Source organism: Streptomyces sp. MZ04, assembly GCF_004684775.1.
In the GTDB taxonomy this organism is placed as follows: Bacteria; Actinomycetota; Actinomycetes; order Streptomycetales; family Streptomycetaceae; genus Streptomyces.
In genome coordinates this window covers 19,086-40,404 of the sequence record NZ_SRIC01000043.1, presented here as the reverse complement: position 1 = coordinate 40,404, position 21,319 = coordinate 19,086, and the positions used below count along the sequence as shown (strand labels likewise).

The following is a 21,319-nucleotide window of genomic DNA, read 5'->3' as shown; positions in this document are numbered from 1 at the left end:
CCGGGGGACCCCACCCCCCTCGGCCGCGACGCCGCCCGCTGGGCCCTGCTGTACCCGGCCGCGCACGACCGCCCTCGGATCGAGCCGGCCGAGCAGCACCTCGCCCAGCGCGAGAGCAACCCCCTCTTCCGCGTGCGGTACGCCCACTCCCGCACCCGCGCCCTCACACGCAACGCCGCCGCCCTCGGCTTCGACGCCGCCCCCGGTGACGTAGAAGACGTAGAAGAAGGGCGGGCCCTGGTCGACGCCATCGGTGACTACCCCCGCGTCCTCGCCTCCGCCGCCCGGCAGCACGCGCCCGATCGCCTCGCCCGGCACCTCGTCGACACCGCCGACGCCTTCCTCGCCTTTCAGCCGTCCGTCCTGCCGCGCGGTGACGAGAAACCCCTGGCCGCCCACCGCGCCCGGCTCGCGCTCGCCGAAGCCGCCGGGACGGTGCTCGCCGGTGGCCTGTCCCTGCTCGGCATCAGCGCACCCGAACATCTGTGACACCGTCACCAGTGACACCGTGAGAGAGACGACCGCGACATGAGCCGTTCCGCACACCCCGCCGGGCCCCGCCACGCCGACGTACTGCCCGAAGGGCACTACACCGCGCCGCCCGCCGACCTGAACTCCCTCGACCCGAAGGTCTGGTCGCAGACCGTCACCCGCGGCGCGGACGGTGTCGTCACCGTCGGCGGCATCGAAGTGACCCGGCTCGCCGAGGAGTTCGGCACCCCCGCCTACTTCCTCGACGAGGCCGACTTCCGCGCCCGCTGCCACGCCTGGCGCGGCGCCTTCGGCACCGACGCCGATGTCTTCTACGCGGGCAAGGCCTTCCTCTCGCGCGCCGTCGTGCGCTGGCTGCACGAGGAAGGGCTGAACCTCGACGTCTGCTCCGGCGGCGAGCTCGCCACCGCCCTCGACGCCGGGATGCCCGCCGATCGCATCGCCTTCCACGGCAACAACAAGAGCGAGGGCGAAATCGAGCGGGCCATCGAGGCCGGCGTGGGACGCATCGTTCTCGACTCCTTCCAGGAGATCGTGCGCGTCGCCCACATCGCCGAGCGGCTCGGCAAGCGGCAGCCCGTGCAGATTCGCGTCACCGTCGGGGTGGAAGCGCACACGCACGAGTTCATCGCCACCGCCCACGAGGACCAGAAGTTCGGCATCGCCCTCGCCGGGGGGCAGGCCGCCGAGGCCGTGCGGCGGGCCCTCCAGCTCGATGGGCTCGAGCTCATCGGGGTTCACAGTCACATCGGGTCGCAGATCTTCGACATGGCCGGCTTCGAGGTCTCCGCGCGGCGCGTCGTGCAGCTGCTCGCCGAGATCCGTGACGAGCACGGTGTCGAGCTTCCCGAGATCGACCTCGGTGGCGGGCTCGGTATCGCGTACACCTCCGACGACGACCCCCGTGAGCCGCACGAGATCGCCAAGGCGCTGGGCGAGATCGTGACGCGGGAGTGCGAGGCCGCCGGGCTCCGCACTCCTCGTATCTCCGTCGAGCCGGGGCGCGCCATCGTCGGGCCCACCGCCTTCACTCTGTACGAGGTCGGCACCGTCAAGCCGCTCGACGGGCTGCGTACGTACGTCTCCGTCGACGGCGGCATGTCCGACAACATCCGCACCGCGCTCTACGACGCCGAGTACAGCGTCGCCCTGGTGTCGCGCGAGTCCGACGCCGAGCCCATGCTCGTACGCGTCGTCGGCAAGCACTGCGAGAGCGGGGACATTGTCGTGAAGGACGCGTTCCTGCCCGCCGACCTCGCTCCCGGCGATCTGATCGCCGTGCCCGCGACCGGTGCGTACTGCCGCTCCATGGCGAGCAACTACAACCACGCCCTCCGTCCGCCGGTCGTCGCGGTCAAGAATGGTGCGGCGCGTGTGATCGTCCGGCGTGAGACGGAGGAAGATCTCCTGCGTCTCGATGTCGGGTAGTGAAATAGATGTCTCATGATTCGGACAGAGGATAGAAACTCCGGTCCGGTGGGTGAGACTGGTCCCATCGTTTAGATGTATGAGAAGTGAGGTCGGATGATGCGTACGCGTCCGCTGAAGGTGGCGCTGCTGGGCTGTGGGGTTGTCGGCTCAGAGGTGGCGCGCATCATGACGACGCACGCCGACGACCTCACAGCCAGGATCGGCGCCCCGGTGGAGCTCGCCGGGGTCGCCGTCCGTCGCCCCTCGAAGGTGCGCGAGGGAATCGATCCCTCGCTGGTCACCACGGACGCGACCGCGCTCGTCAAACGCGGCGACATCGACGTCATCGTCGAGGTGATCGGCGGCATCGAGCCCGCCAAGACCCTCATCACCACGGCCTTCGAGCACGGCGCCTCCGTCGTCTCCGCCAACAAGGCGCTCATCGCGCAGGACGGCGCCGCGCTGCACGCCGCCGCCGAGGAGCACGGGCGGGACCTTTATTACGAGGCCGCCGTCGCCGGCGCGATTCCGCTGATCCGGCCGCTGCGCGAGTCCCTCGCCGGCGACAAGGTCAACCGGGTGCTCGGGATCGTCAATGGGACCACCAACTTCATCCTCGATGCCATGGACACGACGGGGGCGGGCTACCAGGAAGCCCTCGACGAGGCCACCGCTCTCGGGTACGCCGAGGCCGATCCGACCGCCGACGTCGAGGGCTTCGACGCCGCCGCCAAGGCCGCGATCCTCGCCGGAATCGCCTTCCACACGCGCGTGCGGCTCGACGACGTGTACCGCGAGGGCATGACCGAGGTGACCGCCGCCGACTTCGCCTCCGCGAAGCGCATGGGCTGCACCATCAAGCTGCTGGCCATCTGTGAGCGGGCCGCTGACGGGGAATCCGTCACCGCTCGCGTTCACCCCGCGATGATTCCGCTCAGCCATCCGCTGGCCTCCGTGCGCGAGGCGTACAACGCCGTCTTCGTCGAGGCCGAGGCCGCCGGGCAGCTCATGTTCTACGGGCCCGGCGCGGGCGGCGCGCCCACCGCGTCGGCCGTCCTCGGCGACCTCGTCGCCGTCTGCCGGAACAAGCTCGGCGAAGCCACCGGGCCCGGCGAATCCGCGTACACCCAGCTGCCCGTGAGCGCCATGGGCGAGGTCGTCACGCGGTACCACATCAGCCTCGACGTGGCCGACAAGCCGGGTGTCCTCGCCCAGGTCGCGACGGTCTTCGCCGAGCACGGCGTATCGATCGATACGGTCCGTCAGACGGGCAAGGACGGCGAGGCATCGCTCGTCGTCGTCACCCACCGGGCACCCGACGCCGCCCTCAGCGGCACCGTCGAGGCGCTGCGGAATCTCGACACCGTGCGTGGTGTCGCGAGCATCATGCGGGTTGAAGGAGAGTAACCAGCAATGACCCACCAGTGGCGCGGAATCATCGAGGAGTACCGGGACCGTCTCCCCGTCTCCGACACGACGCCGGTCGTGACGCTCCGCGAGGGCGGCACGCCGCTCGTGCCCGCGCAGGTGCTCTCCGAGCGCACGGGCTGCGAGGTCCATCTCAAGGTCGAGGGCGCCAACCCGACCGGGTCCTTCAAGGACCGCGGCATGACGATGGCGATCACGAAGGCCAAGGAGGAGGGCGCGAAGGCCGTCATCTGCGCCTCCACCGGCAACACGTCTGCCTCCGCGGCCGCCTATGCCGTACGCGCCGGAATGGTCTGCGCGGTCCTCGTGCCGCAGGGCAAGATCGCGCTCGGCAAGATGGGCCAGGCGCTCGTCTACGGTTCGAAGATCCTTCAGGTCGACGGGAACTTCGACGACTGTCTGAACCTCGCCCGCGCCCTCTCCGAGAACTACCCGGTGGCGCTGGTCAATTCGGTCAACCCGTTCCGCATCGAGGGCCAGAAGACGGCTTCCTTCGAGATTGTCGACGCGCTCGGTGACGCCCCCGACATCCATGTCCTTCCCGTCGGCAACGCCGGCAACATCACGGCGTACTGGAAGGGTTACAAGGAGTACGCCGCCGACTCGATCTCGACGCACACTCCCCGGATGTGGGGCTTCCAGGCCTCGGGTTCGGCGCCCATCGTGCGGGGTGAAGTGGTCAAGGACCCCTCGACGATCGCCACAGCCATTCGCATCGGCAACCCCGCGTCCTGGGACTACGCCCTCGCCGCGCGCGACGAGTCGGGTGGCTTCATCGACGAGGTGACGGACCGTGAGATCCTGCGCGCCTACAAGCTGTTGGCGTCCCAGGAGGGTGTCTTCGTCGAGCCCGCCTCGGCTGCTTCGGTCGCCGGTCTCCTGAAGGCCGCCGAGCAGGGCAAGGTCGACAAGGGGCAGAAGATCGTCTGCACCGTCACCGGGAACGGCCTCAAGGACCCCGACTGGGCCGTCGCCGGCGCCCCGCAGCCGGTCACGGTGCCGGTCGACGCGGCCACCGCCGCCGAGCGCCTCGGCCTGGCGTAACCGCTGTAACGACGGGGAAAACCCGCAACTCCCCACAGGGGGTGCACAGGGGGCTTACGACACGCATCGTGCGCCTCCTGTGCGCCCTATGTCGCCACAGAACCTTCCTTCGATAGGCTGTACCTGACCCGCCCCGCCGCATATGCCGCGGTGCCGCCGTGTAGCGGCCTTCGGGTACTGCCTCACACGTGGCAAGTCCTCCAAAAAGATCGCAGCTCAAGGAGAGTCATCGAGCGATGGCCGGTCCCGCGTTCCGCGCCGCCGCCGTCCGGGTGCGCGTCCCCGCCACCAGCGCCAACCTCGGGCCGGGCTTCGATGCCCTGGGCCTGTCGCTGGGGCTGTACGACGACGTCGTCGTCCGGGTGGCCGACTCCGGACTGAACATCGACATCGCAGGTGAGGGCAGCGAGACGCTCCCGCGCGACGAGTCGCATCTGCTTGTACGTTCCCTGCGTACGGCCTTCGACCTGCTCGGCGGACAGCCGCGCGGGCTCGAAATCGTCTGCGCCAACCGCATTCCGCACGGCCGTGGCCTCGGCTCGTCGTCCGCCGCCATCTGCGCCGGAATCGTCGCCGCGCGCGCCGTGACGATAGGCGGCGACGCCAGGCTCGACGACAACGCCCTGCTTGAACTCGCCACCGAGATCGAGGGCCACCCCGACAACGTCGCCGCCTGTCTGCTCGGCGGCTTCACGCTCTCCTGGATGGACGGGGGAGCGGCGCGGGCGATCAGGATGGCCCCCGCCGATTCCATCGTTCCGGTGGTTTTCGTACCGGGAAAGCCGGTCCTCACGGAAACCGCCCGCGGACTCCTTCCGCGCACCGTCCCGCATGTGGACGCGGCCGCCAACGCGGGCCGGGCCGCACTGCTCGTCGAGGCGCTGACCAGGCGCCCCGAGCTGCTGCTCCCCGCCACCGAGGACCGCCTCCACCAGGAGTACCGCGCACCCGCCATGCCGGAGAGCGCCGCCCTGGTGGACCGACTGCGGGCGGACGGCGTCCCCGCGATGATCTCCGGCGCGGGACCCACGGTCCTCGCGCTGGCCGATGGGAGTACGGCCGACAAGGTCGCACGCCTCGCGGGAGAGGGCTGGGCGGCCAACCGTCTGGCGCTCGACGCGACAGGGGCGAGCGTGCTGCCGCTCGCGCCTTGACGCAGTGACCTCTGGGTAACCGGATTTGGAGAGGGGGAATGTTTGTTGGATCCGGTAGTGTTAACCTCAAGTCTGCACCCGACCCCACCATGGCGAGGTGCTTTGTGTCCCCGTCCGGGACATCCATCCTTCCGGGAGCCTCCCAACCTGCTCTGTGCCCCGCATTGAGCAGTGCCGAGCACGCTCCGGAACCGGCGTGACCGAGCCGAGTGACACCGCACCTCAGTGGCACCTCACCGGGACTCGCCATCACCAGTGAATTCTTCCGCCGCGCATTGGCGGACCACCGCCCCGGCCAGGTCCACACACCAAAGGACCGCCGGACAGCACAACCGGTCGCCGAGCCAGACAGGCCGACGTCCGCTCCAGGGAAGGACCCTTCGTGAGCGACACCACCGATCTGATGGGCGTGACTGCCGACACGCCCGCCACGGACGCCTCTGCGGCGCCTGCCACCGGTGCTTCGGCCGGGTCCCGGCGGCGCCGCGGCACCGGCCTCGAGGGCATGGTGCTGGCGGAACTGCAGCAGGTCGCATCCGGCCTCGGTATCAAGGGCACCGCGCGGATGCGCAAGAGCCAGCTGATCGAGGTCATCAAGGAGGCGCAGGCAGGAGGGGGCGCCCCCGCTAAGAGTGCCGCGCCGTCCGCCTCGGCCGAGGCCGAGACCAAGCCGAAGCGCCGCGCGACCTCCAAGGCCCGTACGGGCGAGGACGCGGCGGCCGGCGGCGGCAAGTCGAAGGCCGACAAGGCCGAGCAGGCGGAGCAGGCTTCGGGCGGCAAGGCCGAAGAGGCCGTCGCCCAGCAGCAGATCGACATCCCGGGCCAGCCCGCGGGTGCCGACAAGGGCGAGCGCCGGCGTCGCCGCGCCACCGCCGACGCGGGCAGCCCCGAGACCGTCACCGCGGAGGCGAAGGCCGAGGCGAAGGCCGAGCCGAAGCAGGACGCGCAGTCCGAGGCGCGCGGCGACGGCTCCGGTGAGGGCGGTGCCGACGGCCGTCGCGACCGTCAGGGCCGTGACCGCCAGGGCCGTGGCCGCGACCGTGACCGCCGTGGTGGCAGCAAGGGCGACGACCAGCAGGGCGGTGGCCGTCAGGACCGTCAGCAGGGCGGTGGCCGTCAGGAGCGTCAGCAGCGGGACAACGGCCCGCAGGACGACTTCGACGACGAGGCGGGCGGCCGTCGCGGTCGTCGCGGCCGGTACCGCGACCGCCGTGGCCGCCGTGGCCGCGACGAGTTCGGCGGCGCCAACGAGCCGCAGGTCGCCGACGACGACGTACTGATCCCCGTCGCGGGCATCCTGGACATCCTCGACAACTACGCGTTCATTCGTACGTCGGGCTACCTGCCCGGACCGAACGACGTGTACGTGTCGCTCGCCCAGGTCCGCAAGAACGGTCTGCGCAAGGGCGACCACGTCACCGGCGCGGTCCGTCAGCCCAAGGACGGCGAGCGCCGCGAGAAGTTCAACGCGCTCGTGCGCCTCGACTCGGCGAACGGCATGGCGGCCGAATCCGGGCGCGGGCGACCGGAGTTCAACAAGCTGACGCCCCTCTACCCGCAGGACCGGCTCCGTCTGGAGACCGACCCGGGCATCCTGACCACCCGCATCATCGACCTCGTGTCGCCGATCGGTAAGGGTCAGCGAGGGCTGATCGTGGCCCCGCCGAAGACCGGCAAGACCATGATCATGCAGGCGGTCGCCAACGCGATCACCACCAACAGCCCCGAGTGCCACCTGATGGTCGTCCTGGTCGACGAGCGTCCGGAAGAGGTCACCGACATGCAGCGGTCGGTGAAGGGCGAGGTCATCTCCTCGACCTTCGACCGTCCCGCCGAGGACCACACCACCGTCGCCGAGCTGGCCATCGAGCGCGCCAAGCGTCTCGTCGAGCTGGGTCACGACGTGGTCGTGCTTCTCGACTCGATCACCCGTCTGGGCCGTGCGTACAACCTGGCGGCCCCGGCCTCCGGTCGCATCCTGTCCGGTGGTGTCGACTCGACCGCGCTCTACCCGCCGAAGCGCTTCTTCGGTGCGGCGCGCAACATCGAGGACGGCGGCTCGCTGACCATCCTGGCCACCGCGCTCGTCGACACCGGTTCGCGCATGGACGAGGTGATCTTCGAGGAGTTCAAGGGCACCGGCAACATGGAGCTCAAGCTCGACCGGAAGCTCTCGGACAAGCGCATCTTCCCGGCGGTGGACGTCGACGCGTCCTCCACCCGTAAGGAAGAGATCCTGCTCAACAGCGAAGAGCTGGCGATCGTCTGGAAGCTGCGCCGGGTGCTGCACGCGCTCGACTCGCAGCAGGCCATCGAGCTGCTTCTCGACAAGATGAAGCAGACGAAGTCGAACGCCGAGTTCCTGATGCAGATCGCGAAGACGACGCCGACGCCGGGCAACGGCAACGACTAGTCGTTGCGACACAGAGCGACACAAGGGCCGCCCCCGTCATCCGACGGGGGCGGCCCTTCGCGTTGTGCGGGGCGCCCTGAATGACCTTGGCCACACACATAAGAGATTCTTACGGTCACGGGCAGTAGCCCCAGTGCGGGCGAAACCGCAGGTGAGACCCTGGAAAGACGGGGTGGAAGCGCACGATGCGTCACCGGTGCGCGCCGGGGGCGCTCACAAAGCGCTGTGCAACCCTTCAACCGGTTTCCACGTCTGACAAGTGACGACAAACCACGCCTGACCCTGAAAGCAGGGGGTAACCGAACCCGACGAGGACTGAGGAGCACATGACCGACGAGAGCGCGTCCGAGGATACGAAGCCCCAACGCAACCGCGGCGGAGGCGGTCGGCGCCGCAAGCCGACCACCAAGCGGCACAAGGCCCTCGTCATCACGGCGTGGACCGCCGCATCGGTGATCGTCCTCGGCGGTGCGGGCCTCGGCTTCGTGTACTTCAAGCTCAACGGCAACATCAAGGGCGTCGACATCAACGCGGCGCTCGGCACGGACCGCCCCGAGAACGTCGACAACGGCTCGCAGGACATCCTCGTCCTCGGCTCCGACTCCCGCTCCGGCGACAACTCCAAGTACGGCAAGGACGAGGGCGCAGCCCGCTCGGACACGGCGATGGTCGTGCACGTCAACAAGGGCCACAAGACGGCCAGCGTCGTCTCGATACCCCGCGACACCCTGATAACCCGGCCCGAGTGCAAGACCGACGACGGCCGGACCGATCCCGGCGGTCAGCGGCAGATGTTCAACACGGCGTACGAGGTCGGCGGCCCGGCCTGCGCCGTCAAGACCGTCGAGAAGATGTCCGGCATCCGCATGGACCACTACCTCGAAGTCGACTTCACGGGCTTCAAGAAGCTCATCGACACCCTGGGCGGCGTCGAGATCACCACCAAGGAGGCCATCCATGACAAGGACAGCCACCTCGACCTCGAAGCCGGCAAGCACCAGCTGACCGGCGAGCAGTCCCTCGGCCTCGTCCGCACCCGGCACGGCGTCGGCGACGGCAGCGACCTCGGCCGCATCCAGCTCCAGCAGGCCTTCATCAAGGCCCTGATCAACCAGGTCAACGACGTCGGCGTCTTCAGTAACCCGAAGAAGCTCTTCGACCTCGCGGACGACGCGACGAGCGCCATCACCACCGACTCGGACCTGAACGACGTCAAGAGCCTCGCGGGCTTCGCGGGCGGCCTCAAGAGCATCGGCGCGGGCGACATGCACATGGTCACCCTGCCCATCCAGTACGACCCGGCCGACCCCAACCGCGTACTGCCCCTGGAGAAGGCCGACCGCCAGGTCTGGGCCGCGCTCAAGGCCGACAAGGCGATCCCCAAGTCCGCCACCGAGCAGTCCGCGGGCGACAAGGGCGAAGCGGACGACGTCGTGAGCAGTAACTAGCAGCCACTGGCGGCGACCCGAGCGGTCGCACGGGCCCCGCGGGAATAGATCGGCACCCACCCCGGTTTGGGCAGATGCGACCAGTCCTGGCAGACTGGTACGTCGGCCCCGGTTCACGTACGAGCATTCCGCGCGTACGACCCGGTGCCCTCCCGAAACTAGGAGACACCTTGAAGCGCGACATCCACCCCGAGTACGTCGAGACGCAGGTCAGCTGCACCTGTGGCGCGTCGTTCACCACCCGTAGCACGATCTCCAGCGGCACCGTCCGTGCCGAGGTCTGCTCCGAGTGCCACCCGTTCTACACGGGCAAGCAGAAGATCCTCGACACCGGTGGCCGTGTGGCCCGCTTCGAGGCCCGCTTCGGCAAGGCTGCCGGCTCCAACAAGTAGCGAGCCACTGCGCCGGTCTTCGGCCGCCCTCGGGAGGGGGTGGCCGGGACCGGCGCTTTGCCGTCTGACGCAAGCGCCACTGAGCGAACGAAATTCGCGTACGAAACCAGGAGCCCCCGATGTTCGAGGCGGTCGAGGAACTGATCGGCGAGCACGCCGATCTGGAAACGAAGCTCGCGGACCCCTCGGTCCACGCCGACCAGGCCAACGCGCGCAAGCTCAACAAGCGCTACGCCGAGCTCACCCCGATCGTCTCGACGTACCGCGCCTGGAAGCAGACCGGCGACGACATCGCGACGGCCCGTGAACTGGCCGCGGAGGACCCGGAGTTCGCCGCGGAGGTCAAGGACCTGGAGAAGCAGCGCGAGGAGATCACCGAGAAGCTGCGGCTGCTCCTGGTGCCCCGCGACCCCAACGACGACAAGGACGTCATCCTCGAGGTCAAGGCGGGCGCGGGCGGCGACGAGTCGGCGCTGTTCGCCGGCGACCTCCTTCGCATGTATCTGCGGTACGCGGAGCGCGTGGGCTGGAAGACCGAGATCATCGACGCCACCGAGTCCGAGCTGGGCGGCTACAAGGACGTCCAGGTCGCCGTGAAGACCAAGGGCGGCAACGGCGCGACCGAGCCCGGCCAGGGCGTCTGGGCGCGGCTGAAGTACGAGGGCGGCGTGCACCGCGTGCAGCGCGTGCCCTCGACCGAGTCGCAGGGCCGCATCCACACCTCCGCGGCCGGTGTCCTGGTGACGCCGGAGGCCGAGGAGATCGACGTCGAGATCCACGCGAACGACCTCCGCATCGACGTCTACCGCTCGTCGGGCCCTGGCGGCCAGTCGGTCAACACCACCGACTCCGCGGTGCGCATCACGCACATTCCCACCGGAGTCGTCGCCTCCTGCCAGAACGAGAAGAGCCAGCTGCAGAACAAGGAGCAGGCGATGCGTATCCTGCGCTCCAGGCTCCTTGCCGCGGCCCAGGAGGAAGCGGAGAAGGAGGCGGCGGACGCCCGTCGCAGCCAGGTCCGCACGGTTGACCGCTCCGAGAAGATCCGTACGTACAACTTCCCGGAAAACCGGATCTCGGACCACCGCGTCGGCTTCAAGGCGTACAACTTGGACCAGGTGCTCGACGGGGACCTCGACGCGGTCATCCAGGCCTGCGTCGACGCTGACTCCGCCGCCAAGCTCGCGGCCGCGTAACCGCGTCAGCACCCGACAACCGCACTGCCCCCGGAGGACCAGCGTGAACCTGCTGCTCGCGGAAGTGGCCCAGGCCACCCAGCGGCTGGCCGACGCCGGCGTGCCCTCGCCGCGCAACGACGCCGAGGAGCTCGCCGCCTTCGTGCACGGCGTGAAGCGGGGCGAGCTGCACGCCGTCAAGGACGCGGACTTCGACGCACGCTACTGGGAGGCGATCGCGCGCCGCGAGGCCCGCGAACCGCTCCAGCACATCACCGGCCGCGCCTTCTTCCGCTATCTGGAGCTGCAGGTGGGCCCCGGTGTCTTCGTGCCGCGCCCGGAGACCGAGTCGGTCGTCGGCTGGGCCATAGACGCCGTGCGTGCGATGGACGTCGTCGAGCCGCTCATCGTCGACCTGTGCACCGGCTCCGGCGCCATCGCGCTGGCCATGGCGCAGGAAGTGCCGCGCTCGCGGGTGCACGCCGTGGAGCTGTCCGAGGACGCGCTGAAGTGGACGCGGAAGAACGTCGAGGGGTCCAGGGTCAAGCTCTCCCAGGGCGACGCGCGTGACGCGTTCCCGGAGCTCGACGGCCAGGTCGACCTCGTCGTCTCCAACCCGCCGTACATCCCGCTCACGGAGTGGGAGTACGTCGCACCGGAGGCCCGCGACCACGACCCCGAGCTCTCCCTCTTCTCCGGCGAGGACGGCCTCGACCTGATCCGCGGCATCGAGCGCACCGCGCACCGCCTGCTGCGCCCCGGCGGTGTCGTCGTCATCGAGCACGCGGACACCCAGGGCGGCCAGGTCCCGTGGATCTTCACCGAGGAGCGGGGCTGGGCCGACGCGGCCGACCACCCCGACCTCAACAACCGCCCGCGCTTCGCGACCGCCCGCAGGGCGATGCCGTGAGGACCAAGACTTCAAGCCAGCAGTACCTGTACGAGGAGGCCCGCGCTGTGGTCTTTCGGGGGACGACTCCCGAACCCCCAGCCGACGGCCGGGCTAGTGTCAGTTTTTCAGTGAGGAGACCGGACTAATGGCACGGCGATACGACACCAACGACGCGACCGACCGTACGACCGGTCTGCGCGAGGCCGCGTCCGCCGTCCGCCGTGGCGAGCTGGTCGTGCTGCCCACCGACACCGTCTACGGCATCGGCGCCGACGCCTTCACCCCGGAGGCCTGCGCCGATCTGCTCGACGCCAAGGGCCGTGGCCGCAATATGCCCACCCCTGTCCTCATCGGCTCCCCGAACACCTTGCACGGCCTGGTCACGGACTTCTCCGAGTCCGCCTGGGAGCTCGTCGACGCCTTCTGGCCGGGCGCGCTGACGCTGGTCGCCAAGCAGCAGCCGTCGCTCCAGTGGGACCTCGGGGACACCCGCGGCACGGTCGCCATCCGTATGCCGCTGCACCCCGTCGCGATCGAGCTGCTCACCGAGGTCGGCCCGATGGCCGTCTCGTCCGCCAACCTCACGGGCCACCCGGCCCCCGAGGACTGTGACGCCGCGCAGGAGATGCTCGGGGACTCCGTCTCCGTGTACCTGGACGGCGGCCCGACGCCGGGCATCGTCCCCTCGTCGATCGTGGACGTCACCGGGAAGGTGCCGGTACTGCTGCGCGCGGGTGCGCTGACCGCGGAGGAGCTCCGCAAGGTGGTACCCGACCTCGAGGTGGCGAATTGACAGCCCCTGAGACGGGGCGTGGCATAGCGGCTGTTCGGGACCCGTTCCGCATCCTCCACGTCAGCACCGGCAATGTGTGCCGCTCGCCGATCACCGAGCGGCTGACGAGGCATGCCCTGGCCGACCGCCTGGGCGACCCGTTCACGGGGGGCCTGATCGTGGAGAGCGCGGGTACGTGGGGGCACGAGGGCGCCCCCATGGAGACCAACGCCGAGACCGTCCTCGCGGACTTCGGGGCGGACGCGTCCGGCTTCATGGGCCGTGAGCTGCTCGACGACCACGTCATCCGGGCCGACCTCGTCCTGACGGCGACGCGGGACCACCGCGCGCAGGTCATCTCGATGGGCCACTCGGCCGGACTGCGCACCTTCACGCTCAAGGAGTTCACCCGCCTGGTGCGGGCCATAGACCCGGCCACACTGCCCGATCCCGACGGGGACGGCGTGGTGGAGCGTGCGCGCGCCCTGGTGCGGGCGGCGGCGGCGCTGCGCGGCTGGCTGCTCGCGCCGAGCGTCGAGGCGGACGAGGTGTACGACCCGTACGGGGCGCCGCTGCCCTTCTTCCGCTCGGTGGGCGACGAGATCAACGAGGCGCTCGATCCCGTGGTGACGGCGCTGACCGGCGTACGGGCCAAAGCCTGAACCTTTCCCCTCCGGGGGCGGACACCGCGCGTGCCGCGTGAGGCAGGCCTACATTGGAGGGACTTCAACCCCCGCTAGGCCCGGAGCCCACGATGCCGGTCACCACAGAACGACTGCCCTCCGTGGGGGCTGACGCGCTCCGCCGCGAGGACCCCCAGATGGCCGAGGTCCTCCTCGCCGAGGCCGAACGCCAGGCCAGCGGCCTCCAGCTCATCGCCGCCGAGAACTTCACCTCGCCGGCCGTCCTGGAAGCCCTCGGCTCCCCCCTCGCCAACAAGTACGCCGAGGGCTACCCCGGCGCCCGTCACCACGGCGGCTGCGAGCTGGTGGACGTCGCCGAGCGCATCGCCATCGACCGCGCCAAGGCCCTCTTCGGCGCCGAGCACGCCAATGTCCAGCCGCACTCCGGGTCGTCCGCCGTCCTCGCCGCGTACGCCGCGCTGCTGCGCCCCGGCGACACCGTCCTCGCCATGGGTCTCCCGTTCGGCGGACATCTCACGCACGGCTCGCCCGCGAACTTCTCGGGCCGCTGGTTCGACTTCGTCGGCTACGGCATCGACCCCGAGAGCGGCCTCATCGACTACGAACAGGTGCACACCCTCGCCCGTTCGCACCAGCCGAAGGCGATCGTCTGCGGCTCCATCGCCTACCCCCGGCACATCGACTACGCGGCCTTCCGCGACATCGCCGACGACGTGGGCGCCTATCTCATCGCGGACGCCGCGCACCCCATCGGCCTGGTCGCCGGGGGAGCGGCGCCCAGCCCCGTGCCGTACGCGGACGTCGTCTGTGCCACCACTCACAAGGTGCTGCGCGGCCCGCGCGGCGGCCTGATCCTGTGCGGGGCCGAGCTCGCGCAACGTATCGACCGGGCGGTCTTCCCCTTCACCCAGGGCGGCGCCCAGATGCACACGATCGCCGCCAAGGCCGTGGCCTTCGGCGAGGCGGCCACCCCGGCCTTCACGGTGTACGCCCACGACGTGGTCGCCAATGCGCGGATCCTCGCCGAGGCGCTGGCCGCCGCGGGCTGCGTGATCAGCACCGGCGGCACCGACACCCATCTGATCCTGGCCGACCCGGCCCCGCTGGGCGTCGACGCGAGCACCGCACGCGGCCGCCTCGCCGCGGCGGGCCTTGTCCTCGACACCTGCGCCCTGCCCCACGGCGACAGCCGCGGACTGCGGCTCGGTACGGCCGCCGTCACCACGCAGGGGATGGGCGACGCGGAGATGGTGCGTATCGCCGGGCTCTTCGCCGAAGCGGTGCGCGAGGACCCGGGAGTACGAGAGGAAGTGCGCGAATTGGCGGGCAGATTTCCGCCGTATCCGGGCTAGGTCGGGGTAGACGCGTCCGGAAGAGTCGCGGACTCGTGCAACCATCGTCGCTACCCGGAAGTCCCCAACCATATGCACGCAGAGCTAGGGTGTGGGGCTGAGATGGCCAGCGATACCTGTGGGGAAGCCCGTGCGTGAATACCTCCTTACGCTCTGCATCACGGCCGCGGTGACTTACCTGCTGACCGGCCCGGTGCGGAAGTTCGCGATCGTGGCCGGCGCCATGCCGGAGATCCGCGCCCGCGACGTGCACCGGGAGCCGACGCCCCGGCTCGGCGGGATCGCGATGTTCTTCGGTCTGTGCGCGGGGCTGCTCGTCGCCGACCACCTGCCGAATCTGAACGACGTCTTCGAGCGGTCCAACGAGCCGCGCGCGCTGCTCTCCGGTGCCGCGCTGATCTGGCTGATCGGTGTGCTCGACGACAAGTTCGAGATCGACGCGCTGATCAAGCTGGGCGCCCAGATGATCGCCGCGGGCGTCATGGTCATCCAGGGTCTGACGATCCTGTGGATCCCGGTCCCGGGCTACGGCATGGTCCTCCTGGACCAGGGCCAGGGCACGCTCCTGACGGTCGCGCTCGTCGTGATCACCATCAACGCCGTGAACTTCGTGGACGGCCTCGACGGCCTGGCCGCGGGCATGGTGTGCATCGCCGCCTCGGCGTTCTTCCTGTACGCCTACCGCCTCTGGTACGGCTACGGCATCGAGGCCGCGGCCCCCGCGACGCTCTTCGCCGCGATCCTGATCGGCATGTGTGTGGGCTTCCTGCCGCACAACATCCATCCCGCCAGGATCTTCATGGGGGACTCGGGCTCGATGCTGATCGGTCTGATCCTGGCGGCGGGGGCGATCTCCGCCACGGGGCAGATCGACGGTGACGCCCTGAAGCTGAACTTCGGCGGCACCCGCGACGCCACCCACGCGATGCTCCCGGTCTTCATCCCGCTGCTGATGCCGCTGACGATCATCGCGATCCCGTTCGCTGACCTGGTCCTCGCGATCGTCCGTCGTACGTGGAACGGCAAGTCGCCGTTCGCCGCCGACCGGGGGCACCTGCACCACCGGCTCCTGGAGATCGGCCACTCGCACAGCCGCTCGGTGCTGATCATGTACTTCTGGTCGGCGCTGATCGCCTTCGGGACGGTGGCGTACTCGGTCCACTCCACGAGCATGTGGATCCTGCTCGGCATCGTCGCGCTCAGCGCGGTGGGCCTTGTGCTGCTCCTGCTGCCGCGCTTCACGCCACATATCCCGCGCTGGGCCGAGTCGTTCGTGCCGCCGCGCTACCGGCGCCGTCGTCGGGCCGCCGCGGCCGAGGCCGCCGCCGACGCGAGCGATGAGACGAACGCGACAGCCGGGACGGGTGAGCAGGGGGAGACCGAAGCGGAAGCGGATTCCCGTCCTCCGGCCGGTGCGGGCGTCAACGGAGCGACCGCCGTCGGCACCCGCTCGCGCTTCGACGATCGGCGGAAGGCCGGCTCGTCGAGCTGACGACCGCTTCCAAACTCGCCCAATACCAGACAAGTTGCCCCGCTGAATGCACAGACGCGCAGGTTCACTCTCATGTGTGACAGCGAGCACACCTGACAGGTAAAGACCTCATCAAATAGTTTGTGATACCGTTCACGAAACCAGGGGATAGAGCCGAAGGACCGTAGTGCGACGGTCCATTGGCCCCGAGGGACACCCTCGGCCCCGGACTACGCTCGTCCATGACGACACCCTGCCCCCATCAGTTAGCGGAGCGCCGCCATGCCGTCTCAAGACACCCGAACACTCCTTCAGACCGCCGTACCCACTGCTGCCGCCGGCGCGATCGTCGCCGCCGTCAGCGCTGCGGTCGCGGGCGGCGAGGGAGCGCTCGGCGCGGTCGTCGGCACTCTGGTGGTCATCGCTTTCATGGGGCTCGGGATGTTCGCACTGCAGCGAACGGCGAAGGCGCTCCCGCATCTCTTCCAGATGATGGGTCTGCTGCTCTACGTCCTTCAACTCCTGCTGCTTCTCGTCTTCGTGGCCCTTTTCAAGGACACCACGCTGTTCAACCCCAAGGCATTCGCCGTGGGTCTTGTCGTGGCGACCGTCGTATGGATGGCGTCGCAGGCTCGCGCGCACATGAAGGCCAAGATTCTTTACGTCGATCCCGACTCCGAGCAGAAGGACAAGCCGGAGAAGTCGGGGTCCTCGACGTGAAGGGTAGGGCCGGGATAAATGCCCGTTCGAGATACTGCTATCGTCCGGTGCCAACTGCGGCACTGCCGGCGCGGGCATCTGAGCTGACGCCTGCACGATCGCGAGGCTCGATGCCTGAACGCCGCGCCCACATCCGAAACACCAGTCTGGTGCCGAACCGCGGCCGCGCGCCGCGCCGACACGACAACGAGGTTGCCGTACCTATGCGTCACGCCGAAGGAGCCCGCGGTGAGTGCTGACCAAACTGAGCTCGCCTTTGACTGGAGCTGTCGGATCATGTCCGACAACGGCTGTGGCTTCCCGGCTCCGGGCCTGCACTCGTTCCTCTTCAAGCCGATCTTCGAGGTCGGCGGGTTCGAGTTCAACAAGGTCATGCTGCTCGCCCTGCTGACCACGCTCGTCGTCGTCACCTTCTTCTACTCGGCGTTCGGCAAGGCCAAGGTCGTCCCGGGCAAGCTGCAGATGATCGGTGAGGCCGGCTACGACTTCGTACGCCGCGGCATCGTCTACGAGACGATGGGCAAGAAGGAGGGCGAGAAGTACGTCCCCCTGATGGTCTCGATGTTCTTCTTCATCTGGATCATGAACATCTGGTCCGTGATCCCGCTGACCCAGTTCCCGGTCTCGTCGATCTTCGCGTACCCGGTCGTGCTCGCCGCGATCGTCTACTTCATCTGGGTGCCCCTGACCTTCAAGCGGCACGGATTCGTCGGCGGCTGGAAGAACATCACCGGCTACGACAATTCGCTGGGCCCGATCAAGTGGCTCGTGTCGTTCATCGAGTTCTTCTCGAACCTGCTGGTCCGGCCGTTCACGCACTCGGTGCGACTGTTCGCCAACATGTTCGCCGGTCACCTGATGCTGGTGATGTTCACCGTCGCCTCCTGGTACCTGCTGAACAGCTTCATGATCCCGGCCGCTGGTGTGTCCTTCGTGATGACCATCGCCATGATCCTCTTCGAGCTCTTCGTGCAGGCGGTCCAGGCGTACGTCTTCGTACTCCTCTCCGCCACCTACATTCAGGGCGCTCTCGCCGAGCACCACTGAGTGCCTCCCGGCTTTCCAGCCCCCCAGATCGCCCGGTGGCCAACCCCCACCGGTCCATGAAAGAGAAGGAAGTAACGGCATGTCCGCGACCCTCGAACTCGCCGCTGGCGTCACCGGCTCCCTCGGCTCCATCGGCTACGGCCTCGCCGCGATCGGCCCCGGCATCGGCGTCGGCATCGTTTTCGGTAAGGGCACCGAGGCCCTGGCCCGTCAGCCCGAAGCTGCCGCGCTGATCCGTTCGAACCAGATCCTCGGCTTCGCCTTCTGTGAGGCGCTCGCCCTCATCGGCATCGTCATGCCGTTCGTGTTCGGTCAGTAATCACTCTTACTGACACTTCGACGAAAGGCACTGATGTGATCGCCAACCTGGTGCAGCTGGCGGCCGAGGAGAAGCAGAACCCGCTGATCCCGCCCGGCCCCGAGCTGCTCGTCGGCGCACTGGCCTTCGCTGTCGTCTTCTTCTTCTTCTGGAAGAAGCTCCTCCCGAACATCAACAAGGTTCTGGACGAGCGCCGTGAGGCGATCGAAGGCGGTATCGAAAAGGCCGAGGCCGCTCAGACCGAGGCCCAGAGCGTTCTTGAGCAGTACAAGGCTCAGCTCGCCGAGGCCCGGCACGAGGCCGCGCGTCTGCGCCAGGAGGCGCAGGAGCAGGGCGCCCAGCTCATCGCCGAGATGCGGGCCGAGGGCCAGCGTCAGCGCGAGGAGATTGTCGCCGCAGGCCACGCGCAGCTCGCCGCAGACCGCAAGGCCGCCGCGCAGACGCTGCGTCAGGACGTGGGCCAGCTGGCCACCGACCTGGCCGGCAAGCTCGTCGGTGAGTCCCTCGAGGACCACGCCCGGCAGAGCCGCACGATCGACCGCTTCCTCGACGAGCTCGAGGAGAAGGCCGAGGCCACTCGATGACAGCGCACGGAGCTAGCCGCGAGGCCTTGGCCGCCGCGCGCGAGCGTCTCGACGCGCTGACCGACAACACGTCGGTCGACGCGAAGAAGCTCGCGGACGAGCTGGCCGCTGTCACCGCGCTCCTGGGCCGTGAGGTCTCGCTGCGTCGGGTCCTGACCGACCCGTCGCAGAGCGGCGAGTCCAAGGCCGAGCTCGCCGGGCGCCTGCTCGGCGGGCAGGTGGGCGGCGAGACCGCCGACCTGGTGGCCGGCATGGTCCGCTCGCGCTGGTCGCAGTCGCGTGACCTGGTGGACTCCCTCGAGGAGCTCGCCAGCCTCGCCGACCTGACCGGTGCGCAGAAGTCCGGCGCGCTGGACGACGTCGAGGACGAGCTGTTCCGGTTCGGCCGGATCGTCTCCTCGAGCCCCGCCCTCCGGTCCGCGCTGACCGACCGCGGCGCCACCGGCGCGGCCAAGAGCGAGCTGCTGCGCAGCCTGCTCGGCGGCCGGGCCAACGCGGTGACCGAGCGGCTGGTCGAGCGCCTTGTGACCGCGCCCCGTGGACGTAGCCTGGAAGACGGACTCGACTCCCTCTCCAAGCTGGCCGCGGACCGCCGGAACCGGATGGTCGCCGTCGTCACTTCCGCTGTGCTCCTCTCGGACCAGCAGAAGCAGCGCCTCGGTGCCGTCCTGGCGAAGGTCTACGGCCGGCAGATGCACCTGAACCTCGACGTGGACCCCGAGGTCCTCGGCGGGATCACGGTGCAGGTCGGCGACGAGATCATCAACGGCAGCATCGCGGACCGCATCGAGGACGCGCACCGCCGCATGGCGAGCTAGCAGTAACGCAACACGTAGTAATTACGGCCCTAGTTGGGCCGTGCAGAGGATTCACCTCTTACTTGGGGGGAGTCCCCAGACCCCCAAAGTGAAACTTCGGGCCCAACAAGGAGAGCAGGGAACCCAGATGGCGGAGCTCACGATCCGGCCGGAGGAGATCCGGGACGCACTGGAGAACTTTGTCCAGGCGTACAAGCCGGACGCGGCCTCGCGCGAGGAGGTCGGTTCGGTCACCGCTGCCGGTGACGGCATCGCGAAGGTCGAGGGCCTCCCCTCGGCCATGGCAAACGAGCTGCTGAAGTTCGAGGACGGCACCCTCGGTCTCGCCCTCAACCTTGAGGAGCGCGAGATCGGCGCCGTCGTCCTCGGCGAGTTCAGCGGCATCGAAGAGGGCCAGCCGGTCACCCGTACCGGCGAGGTCCTGTCCGTCGCGGTGGGCGAGGGCTACCTCGGCCGCGTCGTCGACCCGCTCGGCAACCCGATCGACGGCCTCGGCGAGATCGAGACGTCCGGCCGCCGCGCCCTCGAGCTGCAGGCCCCCACGGTCATGGACCGCAAGTCGGTGCACGAGCCGATGGAGACCGGCTACAAGGCCGTCGACGCGATGACCCCGATCGGCCGTGGCCAGCGTCAGCTGATCATCGGCGACCGCCAGACGGGCAAGACCGCCCTGGCCGTCGACACGATCATCAACCAGCGCGACAACTGGCGCTCGGGCGACGTGAACAAGCAGGTGCGCTGCATCTACGTCGCCGTCGGTCAGAAGGGCTCCACCATCGCCTCGGTGCGCGGTGCCCTCGAAGAGGCCGGCGCGCTCGAGTACACGACCATCGTCGCCGCCCCGGCGTCCGACCCGGCGGGCTTCAAGTACCTGGCGCCCTACACCGGTTCGGCCATCGGCCAGCAGTGGATGTACGAGGGCAAGCACGTCCTCATCATCTTCGACGACCTTTCGAAGCAGGCCGACGCCTACCGCGCCGTGTCCCTGCTGCTCCGTCGCCCGCCGGGGCGCGAGGCCTACCCGGGTGACGTCTTCTACCTGCACTCGCGTCTGCTCGAGCGCTGCGCGAAGCTGTCGGACGAGATGGGCAAGGGCTCGATGACGGGTCTCCCGATCGTCGAGACCAAGGCGAACGACGTGTCGGCGTTCATTCCGACCAACGTCATCTCCATCACCGACGGCCAGTGCTTCCTGGAGTCGGACCTGTTCAACGCCGGTCAGCGCCCCGCGCTGAACGTCGGTATCTCCGTCTCCCGAGTCGGTGGTTCCGCGCAGCACAAGGCGATCCGACAGGTGTCGGGCCGCCTCCGCGTGGACCTCGCCCAGTTCCGTGAGCTCGAGGCGTTCGCCGCCTTCGGTTCCGACCTGGACGCCGCGTCGAAGGCCTCCCTCGAGCGCGGTCAGCGGATGGTCGAGCTGCTCAAGCAGCCGCAGTACCAGCCGATGGCCACCGAGGACCAGGTCATCTCCATCTGGGCCGGCACCACGGGCCGCATGGACGAGGTCCCGGTCGTCGACATCCGCCGCTTCGAGAGCGAGCTGCTCGAGCACCTGCACCGCAAGGAGCAGGGCCTCATGACCTCCATCAAGGAGGGCGGCAAGATGTCCGACGACACGATCACGGCCATCGCCGACGCCGTCGCGGAGTTCAAGAAGCAGTTCGAGACGTCGGACGGCAAGCTGCTCGGCGAGGACGCTCCGGCCGCCGTCGACGCGTCCAAGTGACGACGGAAGGGACCTGAC

At 69.0% G+C, this 21,319-nt stretch carries 20 protein-coding genes; all 20 read left to right on the top strand.

Annotated elements, in window-relative coordinates:
* The coding region (locus E2651_RS12680) for a DALR anticodon-binding domain-containing protein (protein WP_245238780.1) at positions 1-489 on the top strand (489 nt) is incomplete at its 5' end.
* 39 nt (positions 490-528) lie between these two features.
* Positions 529-1,920: a diaminopimelate decarboxylase gene (gene lysA / locus E2651_RS12675; RefSeq protein WP_135331185.1), complete on the top strand. Its 1,392-nt coding sequence runs from the start codon at positions 529-531 to the stop codon at positions 1,918-1,920.
* Positions 1,921-2,016: 96 nt separating this feature from the next.
* A complete protein-coding gene (locus E2651_RS12670; protein WP_167828777.1) occupies positions 2,017-3,309 on the top strand; it encodes a homoserine dehydrogenase in 1,293 nt (430 codons plus the stop codon).
* A gap of 6 nt (positions 3,310-3,315) precedes the next feature.
* Positions 3,316-4,374: a threonine synthase gene (thrC, locus tag E2651_RS12665; RefSeq protein WP_135331184.1), complete on the top strand. Its 1,059-nt coding sequence runs from the start codon at positions 3,316-3,318 to the stop codon at positions 4,372-4,374.
* A gap of 236 nt (positions 4,375-4,610) precedes the next feature.
* Positions 4,611-5,528, top strand: a complete 918-nt coding sequence (gene thrB, locus E2651_RS12660; RefSeq protein WP_135331183.1) for a homoserine kinase — start codon at positions 4,611-4,613, stop codon at positions 5,526-5,528.
* Between the two features lie 382 nt (positions 5,529-5,910).
* Complete coding sequence (rho, locus tag E2651_RS12655) at positions 5,911-7,941, top strand: transcription termination factor Rho (protein WP_135331182.1); 2,031 nt, start codon at positions 5,911-5,913, stop codon at positions 7,939-7,941.
* Positions 7,942-8,267: 326 nt separating this feature from the next.
* Entirely contained in the window at positions 8,268-9,389 is a 1,122-nt protein-coding gene (locus tag E2651_RS12650) for an LCP family protein (protein ID WP_135331181.1), read from the top strand.
* 170 nt (positions 9,390-9,559) lie between these two features.
* Entirely contained in the window at positions 9,560-9,781 is a 222-nt protein-coding gene (gene rpmE / locus E2651_RS12645; protein ID WP_135331180.1) for a 50S ribosomal protein L31, read from the top strand.
* Between the two features lie 119 nt (positions 9,782-9,900).
* On the top strand, positions 9,901-10,977 hold the full coding sequence (gene prfA, locus E2651_RS12640) for a peptide chain release factor 1 (RefSeq protein ID WP_135331179.1): 1,077 nt from the start codon (positions 9,901-9,903) through the stop codon (positions 10,975-10,977).
* A gap of 43 nt (positions 10,978-11,020) precedes the next feature.
* Positions 11,021-11,866, top strand: coding sequence for a peptide chain release factor N(5)-glutamine methyltransferase (prmC, locus tag E2651_RS12635; protein ID WP_135331178.1), 846 nt, complete (start codon positions 11,021-11,023; stop codon positions 11,864-11,866).
* Between the two features lie 127 nt (positions 11,867-11,993).
* Positions 11,994-12,641, top strand: coding sequence for an L-threonylcarbamoyladenylate synthase (locus tag E2651_RS12630; protein WP_135331177.1), 648 nt, complete (start codon positions 11,994-11,996; stop codon positions 12,639-12,641).
* Entirely contained in the window at positions 12,638-13,282 is a 645-nt protein-coding gene (locus E2651_RS12625) for a protein-tyrosine-phosphatase (RefSeq protein WP_135331176.1), read from the top strand. The genes E2651_RS12630 and E2651_RS12625 overlap by 4 nt, the downstream gene beginning before the upstream one ends.
* Positions 13,283-13,374: 92 nt before the next feature.
* Positions 13,375-14,616, top strand: a complete 1,242-nt coding sequence (gene glyA, locus E2651_RS12620) for a serine hydroxymethyltransferase (protein WP_135331175.1) — start codon at positions 13,375-13,377, stop codon at positions 14,614-14,616.
* Positions 14,617-14,746: 130 nt separating this feature from the next.
* Positions 14,747-16,108 carry an MraY family glycosyltransferase gene (locus E2651_RS12615; RefSeq protein WP_135331174.1) on the top strand — a complete coding sequence of 454 codons (1,362 nt, stop codon included), beginning with the start codon at positions 14,747-14,749 and terminating at the stop codon, positions 16,106-16,108.
* 261 nt (positions 16,109-16,369) lie between these two features.
* A complete protein-coding gene (locus tag E2651_RS12610; protein WP_135331173.1) occupies positions 16,370-16,807 on the top strand; it encodes a hypothetical protein in 438 nt (145 codons plus the stop codon).
* Positions 16,808-17,083: 276 nt separating this feature from the next.
* Positions 17,084-17,854, top strand: coding sequence for a F0F1 ATP synthase subunit A (atpB, locus tag E2651_RS12605; protein WP_135331187.1), 771 nt, complete (start codon positions 17,084-17,086; stop codon positions 17,852-17,854).
* Positions 17,855-17,933: 79 nt separating this feature from the next.
* Positions 17,934-18,173 carry an ATP synthase F0 subunit C gene (gene atpE / locus E2651_RS12600; RefSeq protein WP_135331172.1) on the top strand — a complete coding sequence of 80 codons (240 nt, stop codon included), beginning with the start codon at positions 17,934-17,936 and terminating at the stop codon, positions 18,171-18,173.
* Between the two features lie 35 nt (positions 18,174-18,208).
* A complete protein-coding gene (locus E2651_RS12595; protein ID WP_135331171.1) occupies positions 18,209-18,757 on the top strand; it encodes a F0F1 ATP synthase subunit B in 549 nt (182 codons plus the stop codon).
* Positions 18,754-19,575: a F0F1 ATP synthase subunit delta gene (locus E2651_RS12590; protein WP_135331170.1), complete on the top strand. Its 822-nt coding sequence runs from the start codon at positions 18,754-18,756 to the stop codon at positions 19,573-19,575. Before E2651_RS12595 ends, E2651_RS12590 begins: the two co-directional genes overlap by 4 nt.
* A 127-nt stretch (positions 19,576-19,702) precedes the next feature.
* On the top strand, positions 19,703-21,301 hold the full coding sequence (atpA, locus tag E2651_RS12585) for a F0F1 ATP synthase subunit alpha (protein WP_135331169.1): 1,599 nt from the start codon (positions 19,703-19,705) through the stop codon (positions 21,299-21,301).
* Positions 21,302-21,319: the final 18 nt, after the last annotated feature.

What these genes read in the sequence shown, in the direction of transcription:
- lysA (WP_135331185.1), top strand. Translation starts at nt 529, where the DNA reads ATGAGCCGTTCCGCACACCCCGCCGGGCCCCGCCACGCCGACGTACTG.
- E2651_RS12670 (WP_167828777.1), top strand. Translation starts at nt 2,017, where the DNA reads ATGATGCGTACGCGTCCGCTGAAGGTGGCGCTGCTGGGCTGTGGGGTT.
- thrC (WP_135331184.1), top strand. Translation starts at nt 3,316, where the DNA reads ATGACCCACCAGTGGCGCGGAATCATCGAGGAGTACCGGGACCGTCTC.
- thrB (WP_135331183.1), top strand. Translation starts at nt 4,611, where the DNA reads ATGGCCGGTCCCGCGTTCCGCGCCGCCGCCGTCCGGGTGCGCGTCCCC.
- E2651_RS12650 (WP_135331181.1), top strand. Translation starts at nt 8,268, where the DNA reads ATGACCGACGAGAGCGCGTCCGAGGATACGAAGCCCCAACGCAACCGC.
- prfA (WP_135331179.1), top strand. Translation starts at nt 9,901, where the DNA reads ATGTTCGAGGCGGTCGAGGAACTGATCGGCGAGCACGCCGATCTGGAA.
- E2651_RS12630 (WP_135331177.1), top strand. Translation starts at nt 11,994, where the DNA reads ATGGCACGGCGATACGACACCAACGACGCGACCGACCGTACGACCGGT.
- glyA (WP_135331175.1), top strand. Translation starts at nt 13,375, where the DNA reads ATGCCGGTCACCACAGAACGACTGCCCTCCGTGGGGGCTGACGCGCTC.
- E2651_RS12610 (WP_135331173.1), top strand. Translation starts at nt 16,370, where the DNA reads ATGCCGTCTCAAGACACCCGAACACTCCTTCAGACCGCCGTACCCACT.
- atpB (WP_135331187.1), top strand. Translation starts at nt 17,084, where the DNA reads ATGTCCGACAACGGCTGTGGCTTCCCGGCTCCGGGCCTGCACTCGTTC.
- atpE (WP_135331172.1), top strand. Translation starts at nt 17,934, where the DNA reads ATGTCCGCGACCCTCGAACTCGCCGCTGGCGTCACCGGCTCCCTCGGC.
- E2651_RS12590 (WP_135331170.1), top strand. Translation starts at nt 18,754, where the DNA reads ATGACAGCGCACGGAGCTAGCCGCGAGGCCTTGGCCGCCGCGCGCGAG.
- atpA (WP_135331169.1), top strand. Translation starts at nt 19,703, where the DNA reads ATGGCGGAGCTCACGATCCGGCCGGAGGAGATCCGGGACGCACTGGAG.